General features: G+C 50.5%; 17 protein-coding genes and 1 pseudogene. 8 read left to right on the top strand and 10 right to left on the bottom strand.

Going from position 1 to position 19,795, the window contains the following annotated elements; genetic code table 11:
- Genes KNO72_RS08435 through KNO72_RS08445 form a run of 3 tightly spaced genes read left to right on the top strand, consistent with a single transcriptional unit; the run spans position 1 to position 3,164 of the window.
- Entirely contained in the window at positions 1 to 933 is a 933-nt protein-coding gene (locus tag KNO72_RS08435; protein ID WP_214683703.1) for an ABC transporter ATP-binding protein, read from the top strand.
- Between the two features lie 10 nt (positions 934 to 943).
- Positions 944 to 2,077, top strand: coding sequence for an ABC transporter permease (locus KNO72_RS08440; protein ID WP_214757788.1), 1,134 nt, complete (start codon positions 944 to 946; stop codon positions 2,075 to 2,077).
- A complete protein-coding gene (locus KNO72_RS08445) occupies positions 2,064 to 3,164 on the top strand; it encodes an ABC transporter permease (protein WP_214757790.1) in 1,101 nt (366 codons plus the stop codon). Before KNO72_RS08440 ends, KNO72_RS08445 begins: the two co-directional genes overlap by 14 nt.
- 37 nt (positions 3,165 to 3,201) lie before the next feature.
- Here KNO72_RS08445 and KNO72_RS08450 read toward each other — a convergent pair whose 3' ends face one another.
- Entirely contained in the window at positions 3,202 to 5,886 is a 2,685-nt protein-coding gene (locus KNO72_RS08450) for an HD domain-containing phosphohydrolase (protein WP_214757792.1), read from the bottom strand.
- Between the two features lie 200 nt (positions 5,887 to 6,086).
- Here KNO72_RS08450 and KNO72_RS08455 point away from each other — a divergent pair, with 200 nt between their 5' ends.
- The 4 genes from KNO72_RS08455 (at position 6,087) to KNO72_RS08470 (ending at position 10,426) form a co-directional block, all read left to right on the top strand.
- A complete protein-coding gene (locus KNO72_RS08455) occupies positions 6,087 to 6,395 on the top strand; it encodes a PadR family transcriptional regulator (protein ID WP_214687333.1) in 309 nt (102 codons plus the stop codon).
- A gap of 4 nt (positions 6,396 to 6,399) precedes the next feature.
- Positions 6,400 to 7,584, top strand: a complete 1,185-nt coding sequence (gene chrA / locus KNO72_RS08460; protein WP_214757794.1) for a chromate efflux transporter — start codon at positions 6,400 to 6,402, stop codon at positions 7,582 to 7,584.
- A gap of 153 nt (positions 7,585 to 7,737) precedes the next feature.
- Positions 7,738 to 9,573: an acyltransferase family protein gene (locus tag KNO72_RS08465; RefSeq protein WP_214757796.1), complete on the top strand. Its 1,836-nt coding sequence runs from the start codon at positions 7,738 to 7,740 to the stop codon at positions 9,571 to 9,573.
- A 112-nt stretch (positions 9,574 to 9,685) separates the two neighbouring features.
- Positions 9,686 to 10,426, top strand: a complete 741-nt coding sequence (locus tag KNO72_RS08470; RefSeq protein ID WP_214757798.1) for a zinc ribbon domain-containing protein — start codon at positions 9,686 to 9,688, stop codon at positions 10,424 to 10,426.
- Between the two features lie 39 nt (positions 10,427 to 10,465).
- Here KNO72_RS08470 and KNO72_RS08475 read toward each other — a convergent pair whose 3' ends face one another.
- From KNO72_RS08475 to KNO72_RS08490, 5 genes and pseudogenes are all read right to left on the bottom strand, one after another.
- On the bottom strand, positions 10,466 to 12,163 hold the full coding sequence (locus tag KNO72_RS08475; RefSeq protein ID WP_214757800.1) for a zinc ribbon domain-containing protein: 1,698 nt from the start codon (positions 12,161 to 12,163) through the stop codon (positions 10,466 to 10,468).
- Positions 12,160 to 12,585: a zinc ribbon domain-containing protein gene (locus tag KNO72_RS08480; RefSeq protein WP_214757802.1), complete on the bottom strand. Its 426-nt coding sequence runs from the start codon at positions 12,583 to 12,585 to the stop codon at positions 12,160 to 12,162. Before KNO72_RS08480 ends, KNO72_RS08475 begins: the two co-directional genes overlap by 4 nt.
- An 11-nt stretch (positions 12,586 to 12,596) precedes the next feature.
- Entirely contained in the window at positions 12,597 to 13,886 is a 1,290-nt protein-coding gene (locus tag KNO72_RS08485; protein WP_251028309.1) for a TcaA 3rd/4th domain-containing protein, read from the bottom strand.
- A gap of 12 nt (positions 13,887 to 13,898) precedes the next feature.
- A pseudogene (locus tag KNO72_RS15885) lies at positions 13,899 to 13,964 on the bottom strand (zinc-ribbon domain-containing protein); the annotation flags it as partial.
- Positions 13,965 to 14,082: 118 nt separating this feature from the next.
- Positions 14,083 to 14,577 (bottom strand): YdcF family protein, encoded by a 495-nt coding sequence (locus KNO72_RS08490; RefSeq protein WP_214757806.1) that lies wholly within the window; start codon positions 14,575 to 14,577, stop codon positions 14,083 to 14,085.
- Positions 14,578 to 14,763: 186 nt separating this feature from the next.
- On the opposite strand from KNO72_RS08490, the gene KNO72_RS08495 reads away from it, so the two are divergent.
- A complete protein-coding gene (locus tag KNO72_RS08495; protein ID WP_012727102.1) occupies positions 14,764 to 15,057 on the top strand; it encodes a hypothetical protein in 294 nt (97 codons plus the stop codon).
- A 166-nt stretch (positions 15,058 to 15,223) separates the two neighbouring features.
- Here the strand turns inward: KNO72_RS08495 and KNO72_RS08500 are convergent, their stop codons facing one another.
- From KNO72_RS08500 to KNO72_RS08515, 4 genes are read right to left on the bottom strand one after another with little or no spacing between them, the layout of a single operon-like run.
- Complete coding sequence (locus KNO72_RS08500) at positions 15,224 to 16,537, bottom strand: glycosyltransferase family 4 protein (protein WP_214757808.1); 1,314 nt, start codon at positions 16,535 to 16,537, stop codon at positions 15,224 to 15,226.
- Positions 16,538 to 16,573: 36 nt separating this feature from the next.
- Positions 16,574 to 17,794 (bottom strand): DHHW family protein, encoded by a 1,221-nt coding sequence (locus KNO72_RS08505; protein ID WP_214757810.1) that lies wholly within the window; start codon positions 17,792 to 17,794, stop codon positions 16,574 to 16,576.
- Positions 17,795 to 17,806: 12 nt separating this feature from the next.
- On the bottom strand, positions 17,807 to 19,237 hold the full coding sequence (locus tag KNO72_RS08510) for an MBOAT family O-acyltransferase (RefSeq protein WP_214757812.1): 1,431 nt from the start codon (positions 19,235 to 19,237) through the stop codon (positions 17,807 to 17,809).
- Between the two features lie 37 nt (positions 19,238 to 19,274).
- Positions 19,275 to 19,751, bottom strand: a complete 477-nt coding sequence (locus KNO72_RS08515; RefSeq protein ID WP_012727107.1) for a hypothetical protein — start codon at positions 19,749 to 19,751, stop codon at positions 19,275 to 19,277.
- Positions 19,752 to 19,795: the final 44 nt, after the last annotated feature.

Below are 19,795 nucleotides of genomic sequence, written 5' to 3' on the forward strand. Positions count from 1 at the left end.
ATGTTCATTATCTCGCTCGACCATGTCACGAAACGGTTCGGGGATACGATCGCCTTGAACGACCTCAGTCTGAACGTGCAAGCAGGCGAACTGTTCGGGTTGCTCGGACCGAATGGTGCCGGGAAGACGACCGCCATTTCGGTCATGTTGAATCTGTACGAGGCGGACTCCGGTTCGATTCACATTTTTGGAAAAGCGATGCCAAAAGACGAACTGGCCATCAAACGCCGCGTCGGGATCGTGCCGCAACACGTCTCCGTCTATGACCAGCTGACCGTCTATGAGAACATCCAATTTTTTGCGGAGCTGTATGGCTTCAGTCCGAAAGAAGCGAAACAAAAGACCGAGGCCGCGCTCCACTTCGTCGAGCTCGATGCCCATCAAAAGAAACGCCCGCCCGAACTGTCCGGCGGTCTCCTCCGTCGCCTCAATATCGCCTGTGGCATCGTCCATGAACCCGAACTCATCTTCATGGATGAACCGACCGTCGCCATCGATCCGCAGTCGCGAAATACCATTCTAGAGAACATCCGCGAACTGAACCGCCGCGGTGCCACCATCATCTACACGTCTCATTACATGGAAGAAGTCGAACTCCTCTGCGACCGGATCGCCATCGTCGATGAAGGAAAGATCATCGCCGAAGGGACGCAGGACGAACTGAAAGACCGTGTCATGACGCTCGAGACGGCCCGGATCAAAGTCGATGCGCTCACACCTCACTTGCTCGAACGACTCGATGCACTCGACCACGTTCAAAAAGTGGAGTATGAAGAGCCGTACATCGAGGTGTCGTTAGACAAGGACACGCCGCTCGCCCCGCTCCTTGAGACGCTCCATCAAGAACATGTCCATTTCACTTCCATCACGGTCGACCGTCCTTCCCTCAATACCGTCTTTTTGGCATTGACGGGGAAGACGCTTCGGGAATAGGGGGGGCGTCATGTGGACCTTCATCAAATATGATGTAAAACAGCGACTACGGGACCGAGCCACCCTCTTTTGGATGCTCATCTTTCCGCTCATCCTCATCTTTGGACTAGGGACGATGCTGTCGGCCGTCTTCAGTGACACGTTCAAACTGCCGGTCACGAACGTCGCCTACGTCGAATCGTCGACCGACCAGTATCGCGAGCCACTCGAGGCCTTTTTAAAAGAAGAAGACATTCAAGCTTTCATCCGACTCGTTCCATACGCTGACCTCCCATCTGCCGAACAAGGTGTGAACGATGGCGATGCCGACGTCATACTGCAACTCGACGGACCTGACATCACGCTCTTTTATGAGGAACCGACGACCGTCGAGTTCGACGTCCTCGATGCCATCCTCGGTCAGTATACGGCAATCGCCAATCAACAGATCACGCTCGCCGAAACAGGCGTGTCGGCCCCTTACGAGAATGAGGCGTGGCTCGATACGGAAAGTGTCGACCTGGCGGGACGCACCCCGACGTCGCTCGAGTATTTCACCGTCACCATCTCGATCATGACGGCATTGTTCGGGTCGTTTTATATCACGGCGATGGCACGAGAAGAACAGCCGAACACAGGCAGCTATTTGCGCATCCAAGCGGCACCCGTCCGAACGGTCGAGTATCGACTCGCGCGGACGTTCAGTCGCTACGTCATCATCTTGTTGCAACTCATTCTCTTGTTTTGGTTCAGTCACTTCGTCTATCGCACATTCGACTTGGCGAACGTGCAGTTCGGCTATCTGATCCTGTCTTGGCTCGCCTTGACCGCGTACGGGGTCGCCATCGGATTCCTGATCGTCAACTTGCCGAAGTTGAGCGCGACGACAAAGGATGCGATCGTCAACGGCTTCGTCGCCATCCTCATGATCTTATCCGGTGGCTATGTCCCCGGTTTTGACCAAGTGACGCTGAACTACGCGCCGTGGGCTGCCTACGTGTTCATGCCGATTTTCATGCGGGACGGGATGCTAGCCGTCCTCCTGCGGGAAGGGGACATGAATCTGTATTGGCAAAGTCTCGGATTGCTCGGGATTCATCTCCTTGTCTTGATCGCATTCAGCTACATTCTCTCGAAAGGAGTGAAGCGTCATGGTACTCATTAGACATGTGGCCAAACGGATGCTTCGAAAGAAAGGACTGTGGGTGTTCACCTTCGTGTCGATGTTCGGTTTCGCGCTCATCCTCTCCTTCGTCGGTGGTACGTCCAGTTTGAACGCATCCATCGGGATTGTCGACCGGGATGGTGGACTCCTCGCCGAACGTCTCATTGACGAGGCCGAACGATTTGGTCGGGTCACATTGCTCGAATCGAGCACGGAGGATGTCTTGTTAGAAGGAGAAGATATCGTCCTCATCATTCCAGAAGACTTCACGGAACAGGCGTTCACAGGAGACATGCCCCGCCTCTCCTTCTCTGCGATCGCCGGGAGTGATGCCTCGTTGATCGAGCAGGCGCTGAACGGTCATCTGTCCCGCGAACGTCAACTGCTCGAAGCGAGCAACTATGAGGAAGCGACGTTCGAAGAGCTCGCATCCATTGAGACGGCGAACGGTTACACACTTTCAAGTGAACCTTTTCAGGAAAGTGTCGCCACGACCGCTCGGACACAAGCCTTCTTCGGTCTATTGTCGTTCATCATGATGTCGACCTTTCTCCAGTTCATCCCCATGTTTGTCGCAGACGACCGGGACGAGAAGATTTATGCGCGGTTGTTTGCCTCACCGGTGACACCACGGCGTTACTTCGCCTCCCTGCTCCTCGCCTTTTATCTCGTCGGCTTCGTCTACGTGATGCTGTTGATTGGTGTGAGCCTCGCTCTATATGGTCAGGACGTATGGACACATCTTCCGACCGTGTTCGCCTTGTTTTCTTCCTATTTGCTCGTCTGTCTGGCACTCGGTGGTCTCATCGCCGTCTTTGCGACGAATCGGGAGAAGGCGAACATCTTTCAAATCTCGGTCACGATGGCATCCGCTATCACCGGTGGGGCATTCATCAGCCTCCTTTGGTTACCGGATTCATTGAAACTCGTCGGTCGTTTCTTGCCGACCTATTGGTTAAATAACGGTGTCATCACGATGTATGAGGGACAGTTCCCGTTCCTCTCCATCCTTGTCATGATCGGCATGACCGGCATCGTCTTCCTCTTCACCATCCTCGTGTTGAAGAAACGACCCCTGACCGTTTGAAAAAGCGAGTCCCCCACATTCAGGAGGACTCGCTTGTTTATTGTTGAAGTGTCGGCACGACTTTTTCAAAGAAGACGTCGACGAGCGTCGGATCGAACTGTTTCCCTGCCTCTTGTTTGATGATGGCAAGTGCCTCGTCAATCGTCTTCGCTTGTCGATACGGTCGCCCCGTCACCATGACATCGAACGTATCGGCGACGGCGATAATTCGCGAGGCGAGCGGGATGTCATAATCACTCAAGCCTTTCGGGTACCCTTTACCGTCCCAACGTTCATGATGCGCCAAGACAATCTCGGACAAGGCGACATATTCGGGTACCGTACTCAAAATATTGTAACTGATTTCCGGATGGCGCTTGATTTCATACCATTCCGATTCGGTCAACGCGCCAGGTTTATCTAAAATGTCATTACTGATTGCCACTTTTCCGATATCGTGTAAAATGGCGGCCGTTCGAATCTCATTCACTTCGGCACTCGTGAAGCCCATCGCTTCCGCAAGTTTCCCCGCTAAATTGGCGACCCGTTGAGAATGCGCTTCTTCGCGCGGAATCTTCTCATAAAGCGTGCGCATGATGATTTGGATGGAATGGTGGCGTCGACTCTGCTTTTCAGAAACCTTATGGTGATACATCCGGTCTTCCGCTAAGTTGAACACCTCGGTCAATTCTACATTCGAGTCATGCTTGACCGCTTCACCGAACGATGCGGAAATCGGTAACCCTTCTACCGTCTGTTCGTGGAAGAGACGACCGAGACGGTCCGACAGTTGTTTCGCCTCATCGAGCGTCGTATTCGGGGAGATGACGACGAACTCATCGCCTCCGACTCGGGCCACTTCATCTTTCGCGCGCAATTCATTTCGTAAAATATTCGCCGCTTCGACGAGCAGTTGATCTCCGACCAAGTGTCCGAACGCATCGTTTGTGAGCTTCAACCCATTGATATCGATGACGATGAGTGTGAGCGGATAAAAATGCTCATCATCATAGCGCTCCAGCGCCTCTTCAAAGTAACGTCGGTTTTTAATACCCGTCAATTGATCGTGATAACTGAGATATTCAATCTCTTTCTCATATGTTTTCTTCTCCGTGACATCTCCGATATAACCGTGCCATAAGACATGTCCTTCCGCAATCTTCTCCGGACGAGATGACCCGAGAATCCAGACGGTTCGTCCGTCCTCGCTCAACACACGAAATTCCGCGTCCCAAATCGTTAAATTACGATACGATTCATCAATCGATTGCATGACATGCGGATAATCGTCCGGGTGCATCCGCCGGAAGACAAGACTCGCATCTCTCTGTACCTCTTCTGCCGAAATCCCTAACATATCTTCAAAGCCCCGGCTAAAGAACGGGAAGTTGAAGCTTCCGTCAGGCAACAATTCGAATTGATAGATGGCACCCGGGATTTGGTCGGATAGTTTCGTCAAGAGGCGGTCCCGATCGGCCAATTTTTCTTCCAATTGGACTCGGTCTGTCACGTCCTTGGCGACCGCATAAATGTAATCCCCTTGAAGTTTACAATGCCATTCGATTGAGCGGTACGTATCGTCGATCGTCCGGAATCGGTTGACGAATCGGAACAACTCGCCACGTTCTTCAAGCTCCACAAATCCTGCTTCCGTGATCACCTCATCGTCCGGGTGAATCAGACTAAGAAAATCGATATTCTCCAACTCATCAAGCGAAAACCCTAATACGCGCTCCCACGTATCGTTCAAGTGTAGCACTTGCCGTGTGTTGAAGGCCATGATGCATTCCAAGTCGAGCGTGCCAAATCCATCGAACATTGATTTCTTCGTCTCACCCACTTGATGATCGGCTTTCGTCAATTGCTGAAGTACATGGACGAGGTACAACTCGACGAGACCGAGGCGGTTCGCTTGTTTCCCTTGCTCCATCACAATCGTCAAGTCTCCGTATAAAATACCGTCTTTCTCGATTTTGAAGAGAACGACTTCTCCAAGCGAGAAAATTCGAAGTAGATTTTTAACGAGACGTGTTGGAAGCGCACCATCAATAAGTGGACCAATCCCATCAAATACACGAGGATTTGATTGTTTGAACAGGTCACGCCGCTGATCCGTCATCGGCCATTTCCTTCCGACCGGATGAAATCCAAGGATATCGAGACTTCTTTCTAACATCTCGTCAATGCCGGATAAGGCGACGGTCGTGTAGGACTCTCCATCGTTCTCCATTAAATTGAGCGCGACCGCCTTCGCTCCCGTGAAATCACGAATCTGGTCGAGGAATTGTTGATTCATCAATAAATCGCTACCCGTCGAGACGAAGCGATGGGAGACGTTGACGAGCTGCTTCAACGCATTGTTTTCTTGTACATGTCGGGTGATGTCATGGAACATGACCGATACGAATCCTTGGCGTTCACTGAACACGGACATCTCGAACCATGACTTGTTGCGCCGAGAGAAGTGTTCAAACGTCACCGTTCCACCTTCGTTGACGACGTGTGCCACTTGAATCATCCACTCCCGCTCACTATATTCAAAGTCCTTTAAGGCGCTTGATACTTTTTTCCCGATGAAGTGTTTTCGCTTCCCCTTCATGATTTTCTCAAAGGCAGGATTCACTTCAAAGAATTCATAGTCGATCGGCTCCGAAGCGTCGTCGTAAATCACTTTAAACTCGACGTAGCCTTGGGGCATATAACGCAACAATGTGTCGTATGAAGAATGATGGGGGGTTGTCACGTCACTTCCTCCTCAGCAAATAAAATCTCCACTCAGTTTACCTCATTTGTGATAGATTCCCTATTTTTTCCGAACTCATTCCCAACTTTTTATTTTAAGTTTTCGTAAAGTGAAAGTTCTTCCCTTGCCCCATCCCCTCACCTTTGTTAGACTGATTTCGAAAACCGATATCGAATTTCGATATTAAGGAGATGACACGTATGGAAGACCGCGTCTTGCGGAAGCTGTTTCTCGGTTTCATCCACATCCATATCTTGCACCACGCCGCGGAACATTCCGTGTACGGAGCATGGATGGTCGATGAGCTTCGGGAGCACGGTTATGAAATCAGTGCCGGTACGCTCTACCCGATCTTGCACGGGATGGAGAAAGACGGGCTCTTGATTCGTGAAAACGAGACGGTCGATGGACACGTTCGCAAAAACTACGTGACGACCGAAAAAGGACGTTCTGTGTTGGCGGAAGCCCGTCAAAAGGCATACGAGTTATTCAAAGAAATTAAGGAGTGAAGATATGACGACACAACGTGTAACGTTCAAGACGTTACTAGAAATTTTATTCGTTTCAACGAGGCTAGGTCTCACCTCATTCGGTGGTCCGGTCGCCCACCTCGGTTACTTCCACGAGGAATATGTGAGACGACGCAAATGGATGGATGAGAAAGCATATGCCGACCTCGTCGCCTTATGCCAATTCTTACCTGGACCGGCCAGTTCACAGGTCGGGATCGGCATCGGGATTGTCCGCGGTGGCATATTAGGTGGGATCACCTCGTTTATCGGCTTCACGACGCCGTCGGTCGTTGCCCTCATTCTGTTCGCTTTATTGTTGTCAGGGCTCGACGTGTCCGACTCAGGCTGGCTCTACGGTTTGAAGGTCGTCGCCGTCGCCATCGTCGCCCATGCCATCTTAGGGATGGCGAGCAAACTGACACCTGATACAAAGACCCGAACGATTGCCTTTTTCGCCTTGGCGGGCGTCTTGCTCTGGCAGACGACGTTCAGTCAGGTGTTGTTCATTCTCCTCGCGGCACTCGCAGGATTCCTGTTGTTCAAGCCGGACCGCCTCGATGCGAAATCGAGCGCGTTCCCCATTTCGAAACGTCTCGGGGCCGTTCTGCTGTCGATATTTGGGGCGCTTCTCGTCATCTTACCGATTTTACGGGAGACGTTTGAGAATCAAACGATTGCCTTGTTCGATAGCTTTTACCGGGCCGGTGCCCTCGTCTTCGGCGGCGGACATGTGGTCTTGCCACTACTAGAACGAGAACTTGTACCAGCTGGTTTCTTGAGTGAAGAAGCCTTTCTTGCAGGATACGGTGCCGCTCAGGCCGTTCCTGGTCCGCTTTTCACGTTCGCTTCTTATCTTGGAACGGTGATTAATGGTGTGCCGGGTGGCATCCTTGCGACGGTCGCCATTTTCTTGCCGGCCTTCTTGCTCATCCTCGGAGCACTTCCATTTTGGGACGCGCTCCGTCACAACCCGAAAGTCGCCGGTGCCCTCATCGGTGTCAACGCGGCGGTCGTTGGGATTTTGATTGCGGCATTCTACAGCCCGATCTTCACGAGTACCGTCAACGGTGCGGTCGACTTCGTGTTCGCTGCCTTCCTGTTCGTGATGATTGCTTATTGGAAGTTACCACCGTGGTCACTCGTCATCGCCGGGGTACTCGGTGGGTCGTTGATTAATCTGATGTAAAGTGCAAGGGACCTCGTGTCCCTTTTTTTATTGGATTTTCACGTCATTTGATTGTTAATCTTTTGAAACCATTCCCTCTTCCTCGCTCGTTATACTGAAGGATGGATTGAAAAATAAGGGAAATGTCCGCTTTACTAGAAAGGAAGTGGGGGCATGAAACCACTCAAACATACAACGTATATGCCTGGTCTCGACGGCTTGCGCACGTTCGCCGTCTTGGCTGTCATTTTATATCATTTAAATGTACCTTACATATCCGGGGGATTCCTCGGTGTCGATGTCTTCTTCGTCCTTTCCGGTTACTTGATTACCGGCATCTTGATTCGCGAATGGACGAAGACCGGCACAATCGATTTGAAAAGATTCTATGTCGCACGTTTCCGTCGTTTGTTGCCGGCGCTCGTCTTGATGCTGTCTGTCGTGATGACGTATGTGACGCTGTTTGACCGCTCCTTGCTCGATACGGTGCGACAGGATTCACTGGCGGCACTTGCCTATGTGAACAACTGGTGGTATATCTTCCACGAAGTCTCCTACTTCGAAAGTTTCGGAAAGCCATCGCCGCTTCAAAACCTATGGTCTCTCTCAATCGAAGAACAGTTTTATGCGGTCTGGCCGCTACTCCTACTCGTCGGTCTCGCGTTCCGGAAGCGATTGCTCCAACTACTCGCTGCACTTTTATTCGTCTCCGCCGCCTGGATGGCATTCCGATATGTACCAGAAGCCGACCCGAGTCGCGTCTACTACGGGACCGACACACGCTTGTTCGGTCTGCTTATGGGAGCCGTCCTCGCGTTCGGTTGGCGCCCGGACACGTTTAAAGAGACGATTCCGAAGATCGGACGTCACATTTTGAATGGGGCTGGCGCCATTTCGCTCATCGCCATCGTCGGAATCATCCGAACCGTCAACGCCTACGACGCGTTCCTCTATTACGGAGGCTTCTTGCTCGTCGCGTTCCTATCCGCCCTATTGATTGCCGCTGTCGCCCATCCGGCGACCATTTGGTCACGACTGTTTGGAAGCGCTTGGCTTCGCGTGATTGGCACCCGGACGTATGGGATTTACTTGTGGCACTATCCGGTCATCATTCTGTCGACACCGCTCGACCGACTCGGGACGTTCTCGCCACTTCTTTCCGTCGGACAAGTGGCGTTGACGCTTTTGATCGCCGAGTTGTCGTATCGTTTCGTCGAGACACCGATTCGCCGAAATGGATTCAAACATGCGTTCCGTCAGCTCGTCTCGACACCGACGCACCCGAGCGCACGCTTCGCCGCCACGGCATGTGCGACCGCGCTCTCACTCGTTCTCGTTGGGAATTTGACCATCCTGGCGTTCTCTGAGTCGAAGCCGGTCGAAGATGAGATTCCTGTCGTGAAAGTACCGATGCCAAAAGATGACACACCGGACGTTCCGAAAGAACCGGAATCCGAAGAGGCAGAGGATGTTCCGTCCGAAGATCAACCGACAGATGAGAACACAGCACCAACTGAAAAACCAGAAGAACGAACATGTCCACCGGCTCTCGCGATTGGCGACTCGGTCATGCTCGGATTGAACGAATACTTGGCAGATGCCTTCCCGAATATGAAAATTGACGCCCAAATCGGACGTCAAGTTCGTGATGCAATCCCAGTTGCCTCACAGTACCAATCCTATAATGCTCCGGGGCACGTTGTGTTCCTCCATCTCGGAACGAACGGTGCCTTCAAAATGGAGCAACTCGAAACGCTGCTCAAGCAGTTCGAACGAGCAGATGAGATCTATTTGATCAACACACGTGTCCCGCGTCCATGGGAAAGTGAGGTCAATGAAAAACTCGCACGGGCAAGTGAACTTCACGAGAACGTGTCCCTCATCGATTGGCATGAACGGTCAATCGGGAAAGAAGCGTACTTTGAAAGTGACGGGGTCCATTTGAATATCAAGGGCGCCGAAGCGTTTGGCCACGTACTGAACGAAGAAATCGGCTGTCAAGCAAACTAGGCTCTTGCGAGTGCAATGGCCTAGTTTTTGATTGACTCAAATCCATAATCCTCCGTTTCAGAATCTTGATAGAAGCGGTAAAATAATACTAAAAATGGAAAGAGTGATTGCTATGAATAAATGTACAGCATGCGGGGCGACGCTAAAGCGTGGACAATCCCACTGTTCACAATGTGGCACGAAAATCGAAACGACATCGACCCGTCCTCCCCTTTGGAAGTGGGCCGTCCCGATTGCCCTTGTGGCCGTGATCGGATTAGGCGTATGGTTATGGTCGGAATGGAATGAACCGCTCGCCTCAAAAGAGACGACGACAGCAAAAGATGTACAACAATCGTTCTCCGCTTCGACGGAGGAAGAAGAGTCGGAAGAAGCTCCTGAAGTCGAAGAGGAAGCTGCTCTCCCGGATACCGAGGCAGAAACGGGTGTGTTTTATGAACCAGTCTCCTATGATGAGGTCGACCGGTTTATGTATTCTTTTATCGACGCCTTTACGAGCGCGACTTATTCAACGGATACGTCTGAAGTCGAAACATTTCTTGCCGAGGGATCGACGTTCCAGTCACAGACATTAGATTACTTGAACAATACCCTCTTCACCAAAGGCATCAAAGAAGACCATCTATACACGGAAGTCATCTCCATTCAAGTGAATGGTGAAAATCGTGACTCGATCGAAGATGATGAAACCGCGACCGTCACCACAAATGAAGCGTACCGCATCATCAAAGAAGACGACTCTAGTGTGAGAGCGACATTCGAGACGACATATGCGGTCCGCTATGAGGATGGCGAAATGAAGATTGTGCAAAATCTTGGCTCCGATGAATTATCACGGGAAGAAGAATACTGAAAACAAGCACGGACAGGAAGCTGTCCGTGCTTGTTTTGTTTAGTTGATCTTCAGTTTTTTCATTCCCCAACCAAGGAGTACCCCGAGCGTGATCAAGACGAGCGCAATGAACGATCCTGCGATACTCAGGCCGTCCGTGGCAATACCAAAAATCAGAACCTCGTTCAACTCAACGAACATACCGTTATTCAAGAACCACTGCCAGACGATGAATGCGATAAGTGCAGAAGCCACAAACCAGATTCCTGCCTGCCATGAATGAATATGCCCCTTAGCGAACATAGCATAAATCACGACATTCAAGACTAATAATAGTAGCAACCAAGAGAAGACACCGTCCTTGTACAATGCTTCAGAACGCGTTTCATCATTTGCGAGATCCGCCTCATACATTTCGGTCAACGTCCCAAAAATCATTGGTGAGACAGTCATCACATCAATCGGTTCACCAACAGAAAGTTCTGGTTTTGTATTCATATACACGGAATTCAAAATGAAATCCTCTACTCCACCGACCTCTTCATTCATGGTTTCGATTGCTTTTTCAATTTTTCTTGGAGCCGTATCTCCAAATAATGACATGCCCATTTCATAAGATCCCATAGGAGACTGAACCCATAATGATTGTTCTCCACCATGTCCGATGGTCTGCCAGTTCATACTCACCGCTTGTCCGGTCAAATACATCAGCTCTTCGCTGTCGACAAACTCGAGGCGTTCTCCCTCATCGATTTTATTGAGTTGAAGACCAAAGTAACCGATACCGACAAACGTCGATACGAGTGTGACCGTCAATAACGCCCGAACGCCTTGTTGCGCAATCTTCCACTCTCCCTGGAACGGCATCGAAATCAAATAAGCCAATCCGAGTGTAAAGAGAAGCATCAACGTCGTCGCTGCAATGGTTTTGAGCCACGCGATTTCAAAGAGTGGCGGATGAAAAGCGAAGGCGTAAATCAACGCATATCCGACGAGAACCGTCACCATGAATCCCGCCATCCGACTGAGCACACTGCTCAACGTCGACGTCTGTCGAATCAAGACATACACAGCGGCAATCATCAAGAAGATTCCGCCGTACATCATGAAGTAGTTTCCGAACTGAGCAGAAGCAAACCCATCGACTTGCCAATAATCAGCAGCACCTCCACCTTCATTGGCTATAAGCTGATTCACTTGTTCTGTCGTGATGGACCAGTACACTTTCGCTCCGATGAGAAAAGCGAGGAACATCGTTGCATTGAATGAAGAAAGATAAATCTCGAACTCATCTGCAAGTGATGGAATAGCCTCTGCTGGAAGCATGGCGACCAAACTCCCTGCAATCAACAGAAGAACGAGTAAAAATCCAAGACCGAACAACGCTCCACGCACTACGTCCGTCTGATTGACACGCAATGACCTGAGCGATTCATTTGAAAAGGACAACTTCGTCGCACCGTCTCGTTTACCGGCTACTCGTCTCAACTGAGACATCACTTGTGTCCCCGTCGCGGCGACCGTACGAAGGGACTCCTCCATCCGATTGATACTCGTCGACGGCTCGAGTGCCGTTTGACCGCATGCGTGACAGTACAGTTCATGCGACGCTCGGGCAGTACCACAACTCGTGCAGAATTGACCGGTCGATACATCGAATCGATAGGTCGTATCTGTCCCTTCTAGTTGGACACCGTCCCGTTCGCAATATTGATTGTGGTCTTCATTTGCATGGCCACATTGGTGACAATACCTCATGCGGTCACCTCCATCTTCCCTCCACAGCATGCACAGTACGAGGCATCAAGCGGTTGTGGGGAACCACAAGAATTGCATGCTTGTTTCGGACGAACATCCGGTTGCGGGACCGGTGTGCCACACGATCCACAGAATTTTGCATCCTTCTCAAGTGGTGCATCACACGATGTACAGCGATGTGGTTTCATCGCCTCCTGCATGTCACGGATGCGACGACTTGCCTCATAGATGAGGACGTCCTGTTCCATGATCTGCGCCACTTCTTCCGAACGACCTTGTTGCATCAATTGACGATACTGTTGTTGTCCGAGCTCAAGAAGCAGTTGCCCCCGAGCCTTCTTTGATTTTTCCATGCGTGCCTGTAAGTCCTTGATACTTTCTGCTGCATCTAATAGCGCAGACTGTTGTTGCCACATTTTCATGTCCATCTCTCCTATTCTAAATATGTCGCTTCTACGATATGATATGTTCCATCGTCATATGGTTCGGCGATGACATAGCGGAATCTCGACTTCACTAAACGTTGGGGCGCATCTTCTTCGCCATCCGTCACAAACTGACTGTTGATGCCAACGACCGCTTCCGTCTCAATCGCCATCTGTTTATTCCATGTCGTGAGCTTCGTTTTTTGGTTAATCACTTCCACACCATCAAACGAGCCATACCATTCCTGATTTTCTGACTGCATGATGTCATATGTTTTTCGTTGTTTGGCCAGGTAAGCCTCGTCAGTTACAACCGTCAATGCACTCAAATCTTCGTAATACATGAAGTTCACCCATTCTTCGGCGTGACGCGTGATAATGTCTTCCGTGAACGCGATCGTATCGGCATCCACTTGTGGGTCAAACTTGACCGGTTTACTACCCGGTTTGGCGAGAACCTGTTTGGACTCCACCGTCCCCCATGGCATGTCAATATACGTACTCAACGTTACGCCTTGTTTCGGAACGGGTCCGTATGTCTTCCATTCTCCAATCGTTTTGCCTGAGTCTTCCCCATTCACAATCAACGGAGCGTCATCGTATGTTTGATCTAGCTCGACACTCAATCCTTTGAATGCGACCATGAACGGTTCATCTGAATTGGACGACTCCAAACTATTGAACGTTTTGACCGCCTGATCTTGTCCATATTGCCCATCATATTTCACAGCGACTTCGACCATACCTGGAAACGCATCCCGAATGACGACTTGATCTCCTTCAGAAGCCAGTTTTTCTTTTCCGTATGGGTCAGGCAATGACACCGTGATGGCATCAAAGTTACTCGACACATACATCGTCTGAGGAATCAACTCAAGACCGTATCGCTTGAATACGCCGTACGATTTTCCGATCTCCCGTAACCGAAGCGGAAGGCCCTCATTCGATGCTCCGATGGAACGACTGGCACGGTCTAAATAGTCCACTGTCGATTCCATCAATTCTGCTTGACTCAGCCCTGTCAACAAGGCCGCCGCCTGTGCCTCTGTCACGTCTGCTTCTTTGAGTCGCAATAGCGGGGCGAGTGCCTTGGCATCCTCACTCGTGACGGCTGCGCGAATCTGTTCGATTTGTTTTTCAGGGGTATACATGAATTGATAAAATCCAAAATACGTCGCACCTGCAATCAATAATAAAGATAATGCCGTAATCATTAACCCTTTCCCGACTCGTTTTTTGGAGGATGTCATCTTCGTCTCAACGGGTGATGTCGGTTTCGTTTCTTCTACAGAAGCCATGGGCTCCACCTTCGTGCCGCAGTTTGGGCAAAACTGTTGCGTGGCACTCAGTTCTTTTGAACAATTGGGACAGTTCATAATTCACCTCTCTATAACATAATACGAATCATTTTACCATATTTTGTACGTATTACCTGTTGCTTATTTACAATAAAAGTAAATAAAAAAAGAGTGGATGTCTCCACTCTCTCCTCGTTCATGTTCGATTGAATACATAACGTCCCAACAGCTTCACATACGCCAATACTTCACGAATGAGATATCGCCCTTTCGCAAGCGGTGGGGTCGGTGCATAAAGGGCATCGCTCTCGAGCTGAAAATACAGTCTCGCAATCAGACGGGCCCGCGGCACATGAAAGTCATTCGTCACGATTGTCACACCTGATGCTCCGTCCCAAAACGGACGGCTATGCTCAAAGTTCTCGATTGTCGACGTCGATGTCGCTTCCACATGAATCCGTGTAGCATCGATTCCTTGCGCCATCAGTTCTCGTTCAATGACACACGCCTCCGCCATCCCTTCATCTGGTCCCTGTCCACCTGTTGCGATCAGTTCGACTTGAGGATGTGCCTTCGCATAGGCGGCAGCCACGTCAATTCGATGTTGGAGCGCCCGGGATGGTCGTATCCCATTCACTTTCGCCCCAAGGATGATGAGGAACCGATATGTTCCAGTCGCATTTTTTCTCATGTTGTCACCCCGCCTTCGTACGTTCTTTCCTAACTTTACTCAAACAAAGAAATGATTGCACGAATCCGCTCTTTTTTACAATTTCAAGTAAGTATATTTACATAAATATGAAAATAACATTTGAAATATCCAAAAATTGTTTTATGATAAGGGAGGTAAGACTTCTTGAGGGAGGACTGGTGAACCATGACAGATTCAGATAAGTGGTTATCCACCCGCTTCTTGTATACACGCGATGCACGACTGTTTGCAGAGATTGAGGTTGTCGAGCTCGACCCGACTCACTATAAGTTCGTGATTCATCCGACACCGCTTGGCGCCGGGGAATCTCCCTATATGCGACAAGGTCCGTTAGACTCAGACCATCTCCCCTCTGCCTTTTCCGATGTGAGCCGTGTGTATTCGAGACAGCTGGATTGCTTGCGTGCCGCGACGCGTCTCGTCTCTTCGATTGGACCAGCTCGCTTCACAGCACATTGACCAAAAGAACGGAGTCGCACAGTTGCGACTCCGTTCTTTCTTATTGCTTCGATCATTTGACGATGATTGGAATCGGCTGATTGATTCCTTGATATGTCGCTCGTAGAACAACCAAATGGTCTTGCTGATCACGTTTAATCGTCACGTTATAACCTTCTTGTTGTGTTTATTCGGTTTCGTCGGACAATCGCTGAAGGGCTGATCGTAACTGACTGATCTCGGTAGACTGATTCGATTGAATCGCACGAAGTTCATCAAGGTGTCGCTTAGTCGTCTCGAGCTCCTCGCGCATGGCTTCCAGTCGTTGCTCCCGATCCGCTAATTTCCATGAACAGATCCGGTTCGCACGACGAGCATGCAGTTGGTCGTAACGAACGTGTGGATAACGAGCCACCAAATCGATTTCCTTAGGTCCCTCTCGTCTCACCTCTTCGAGCAGATCAAGGAGAAGCCGTTGCGCCGCTTCATCACGGAAATGTTCATCCACGAGTGCGGCCGAGAAACGTGCGAGCTCTCGTCTCGTCGTCTCATCCATCAATTCGAGGATGGCATCACCGATTCGACCCGATGTGTATCCATCGTATTTCGTCCCGATGCCACCAAAGTTCGTACTCGCAATATCTTGCCACGTCGAAGGTGTGACCAGCCCCTGATAACTTTTGCTCCCGACGGCGATGGTTGGTTTGCCGACCGCCATCCCTTCTAGCGCAGAGCGCCCTGGGGCGATGACGAAATCGGCACGACGCATCACTTCGGGTAAATCGTCTTGCTCGACCCAACCAAGCCAGTCCATCGTCTGACTGGTCCCTTCAAGCGCTTCCTCATAACGTGATGCGTATTTTTCCCGTTGTGTCCCGTCCCCGACAATGAGCCAATCAATCGGTAAAGACTTGATCCGCTCGTCTTCTAGCGCATCCAAAAAGACATCTAAAATGAACAGTTTGTCCGCATCTAGTCGCGAGGTGAATAGACCCGTCACGCGCTCTGACGACACGCTCGTCACATCCGGGACGAATGCATCATCGACTCCATTCGGAATGACGATGAGCTTCGATTCGATGGCCGGACAGTGCTCCACGAGATGGGTCGCGATCCGTTCCGAGACGGCGATCACTCGCGAGACGCTCGTATGATACTGCTCAATCTCATCATAATACATCCCATGGATGACGAGGACGAACGGGATGCCGTGTGTCTCTGCCACCGCTAGGCCGACCTGTCGTGAATCGAACGGATGGGCATACACCAGATCGAAGGATTGTGTCCCTACCGCATCGATCACACGGGTGACGTCCTCATTGGAATAATCGGTTCGTATGACCTGCCCACCGAGCGCCTCTACCTCTTTGGCAAAGGGACCTGGCTTACAGACGACGGTCACCTCATGACCCTCTCGAATAAGCACTTTCACAGATGAGAGAATGTGTCGATGAAGCCCACCCATCGCGGAGTGGAAGAGTACCGGTAGCAATACGTTCATGAAGCGCACCTGCCTTTTCGAAGGAATCGCGTTCGATCACAGACCTTCTTGATACATCGACCCGAGTCCTGTGATTCGGTCATTGTGTAAGAACAGAACCGCATCGACATCGTTCTCTTCCGCATATTCCGCGATGCTGACATCGTAGTCATCGAGATAGCGAACGTCGATTGCCGATACCGTCCCGAACGACTCGCCAAGGTAGCCGAGTACCGGGTTCGCATAAGAATCTTTCAACACGAGGAGATGATCGTCATTTTTCGGATTCTCCTGCGTGATTTTCGCGAGGGCGTAGTTGTCACCCATGAACAAGTTGTAGTAGTTCGTGAAGTCGTCCGTGTTGTTCAACACGTCTTTGTCGAGGACGCCATGTCCACAGTCATCCCCGTTTCGACAGACCGTCGTCGTGAATCCGTCTTTCGGTTCGAGATACGTGAACGTGTCCGCCGATTCGACATACGGCATCGAGATTTCCCGGGCATGTGACCCGTAGAACGTCCCGTCGACCGTCTTCACGTCTATCTCATCTGCGGTCAACACCGGCGCATCCGGGAACTGTTCGCTTAAACGGTCCATGATTTGACCATACGCGAGGAATGCCCCTTCTGCTCGCCAGTGGTGATCGGTTTTGAAATAGATATCCTCGCCCGGTTCGTCACCGAGCGTCTCCTCCAAGTCGATGAGCGGGATGCCGTTCTCTTCGATCCGCTCATGTAACTCATCACGATTCTCCGCATCCGCCGACTCGATGTAAGACGGGAAGATGTTTTGTCGCGTCGCATAGACCGGCTTACTCGGTGCCGAGGCGAAGTAAGACGGGATGCCGGCATCATCCATCTCTTTTTTGAACTCTTTGAAGAATACACCGAGCGAAGAATACTGACTTTCGTTCGCATCCGGACCGTACAAGAATCCATCGATGCTGATGACGCCGTTATTCATCTGTTGTTGCAACACGTTCAGTTGCACCCAGGCCTGCGTTTCAATCCACAGGTTTCGCTCAAACACCTGGTCGTTCGCTGACGCCTCGAACTCTTCCATGTACGACCCATTTAAAATCGTTTCGATGGATGGCTCAGGACGCTTCGCCAATATGCGTCCCTCGGTGGCCGAGCTTTCCTGCTCGTTACCGAAGGCATAAACGGCAAGTCCATAAAAGATGGTGCCAAGGAAGCCGAGCAAGAGGATACTGTTGACCACCCAAGAGAGGCGCCGTCCTTTCGAACGGACTTGTTCGCTTTTGGTTTGTTGTTCCATTGTCAGCCCTCCTTAGAACCGGAAATAAATAAACGGATTGAATGTACTCGAGACGACGTACGAAATCGAGATGCCGAAAATGAGCAAGATATAAGCTGCTCGGGCAAGACCTGCGCTCGCGGCAAGAACCGGACGTTCCGAGTCCACCTCGTGGCGCAAGAAATGAGCGACCAGCATCTTCGGAAGCGGTGTGGCAGCAATCATCGCCAACAGAAGAACCGTTCCGTATTGGACGAGATAGAAGTATGCCGTTTGATCGAACACTTCACCGCCGTGTAAGCCGAACATGACTTGCAGATAGTCAATCGCGTATGTGAAGTTATCGGCACGGAAGAATACCCAACCGATGACGACGACGAATAATGTGAACACATGCGCGAGCCATGCCGGCCACGCAGCGAGCCATTTCCCGAGAAATGCCCGTTCGAACATGATGAAGATCCCATAATAGAGACCCCAGGCGATAAATGTCCAACTCGCCCCGTGCCATACGCCAGTCAATAACCAGACGATGGTCAAGTTGCGATACGTCTTCCATGCCCCTTGACGATTCCCCCCGAGTGGGATGTACACGTAGTCTCGGAACCAACTTCCGAGCGAGATGTGCCAACGACGCCAAAACTCAGACACCGATTTCGAAATATACGGATAATTGAAGTTCTCAAGGAAGTGGAACCCAAACATCCGACCAAGACCGATGGCCATATCCGAATAACCGGAGAAATCAAAGTAAATCTGTAGTGAGTAGGCGATGATTCCGATCCAGGCGAGTGTCGTCGACAAATCCCCGGCCGATTGACTGAATACCTGATCCGCGACGTATCCACAACTGTTCGCCAAAATCATCTTCTTCCCTAGACCGATAACGAATCGTTGAATTCCTGAAACGAAGTCATCGACTGTCTCACGGCGGTCCACGATCTCATCTGCGACCGTTTGGTAACGGACGATCGGTCCGGCAATCAATTGCGGGAAGAATGAGACGTAAAGTGCCAAGTCGAACAAGTTCTTCTGGAGACGCCCATCGTTCCGATACACATCAATGACGTAACTCATCGCTTGGAACGTGAAGAATGAAATCCCGAGTGGTAGCGGGATCTCCGGGTCGTTCAGCGAGAAGCCGAACACCGAGTTGACGTTCTCGACGAAGAAACTCGCGTACTTGAAGACCCCAAGCATCCCGAGGTTTCCGAGAAGCATGAGCGCCATCGTCCATTTGATCTTCTTCGCATCGTCCCGATACTTATCGACCATGAAGCCGAAGAAGTAGTTCATGATGATTGAAGCGAGCATGATGAGGACGAAACGTGGTTCACCCCATGCGTAGAAGAACAAACTTGAAACGAGTAGAATCGTATTCTTCAGCCAGCGTGGTGACACGAAGTACAACAACAGCACGACCGGCAAGAAATAAAATAGAAATACCGTGGAACTAAATAACATACCGAATGGTCCCTTTCTCCCTTAAGACTTGCTCCGTTCAGCGGAACGTTACATAGAGGTCATCGAATCGTACTGTGATCGGGTCAAGCGTCTCGACGATGTATTTGTACGACATCTTGAAATACTTGGCGCCTTCCATCTGTTTCACGACTTCTTCAATCGGATTCATCCCCGGATTCAACGTGAGCGAGAAACGTTTGTTCGAAAGACGCTCCTCATCTGAGTACTGCATGACGTACAGTTCAAATCGAACGGTGCGATCGCCTTCGACATAAACGGCAGTCTTCATTTCCATCTCGTCCCCTTCATCCATCTTGGCGTCTGCCAAAAAGATTTTTGACGGTGGAATCTCAAACTTCAAATCAAACAATTGGACGTAAATCGAGTCCGTTAACGCTTGTGGTAAAAATGTGACTTCTGTCTTGTATTCTTCTTCGCGCATCGACATATGATTTTTATGCGGTCCGCGCGGATAGTAATGATAAATCGCCGGACGAATTCGCTTCGTTGACATACAAGCACCTCCGAATCGTTAGGATGATGATACAGAAAAGAGTT

Origin of the sequence: Exiguobacterium sp. s123 (assembly GCF_018617075.1) — a bacterium.
Lineage (GTDB): Bacteria > Bacillota > Bacilli > Exiguobacteriales > Exiguobacteriaceae > Exiguobacterium > Exiguobacterium profundum.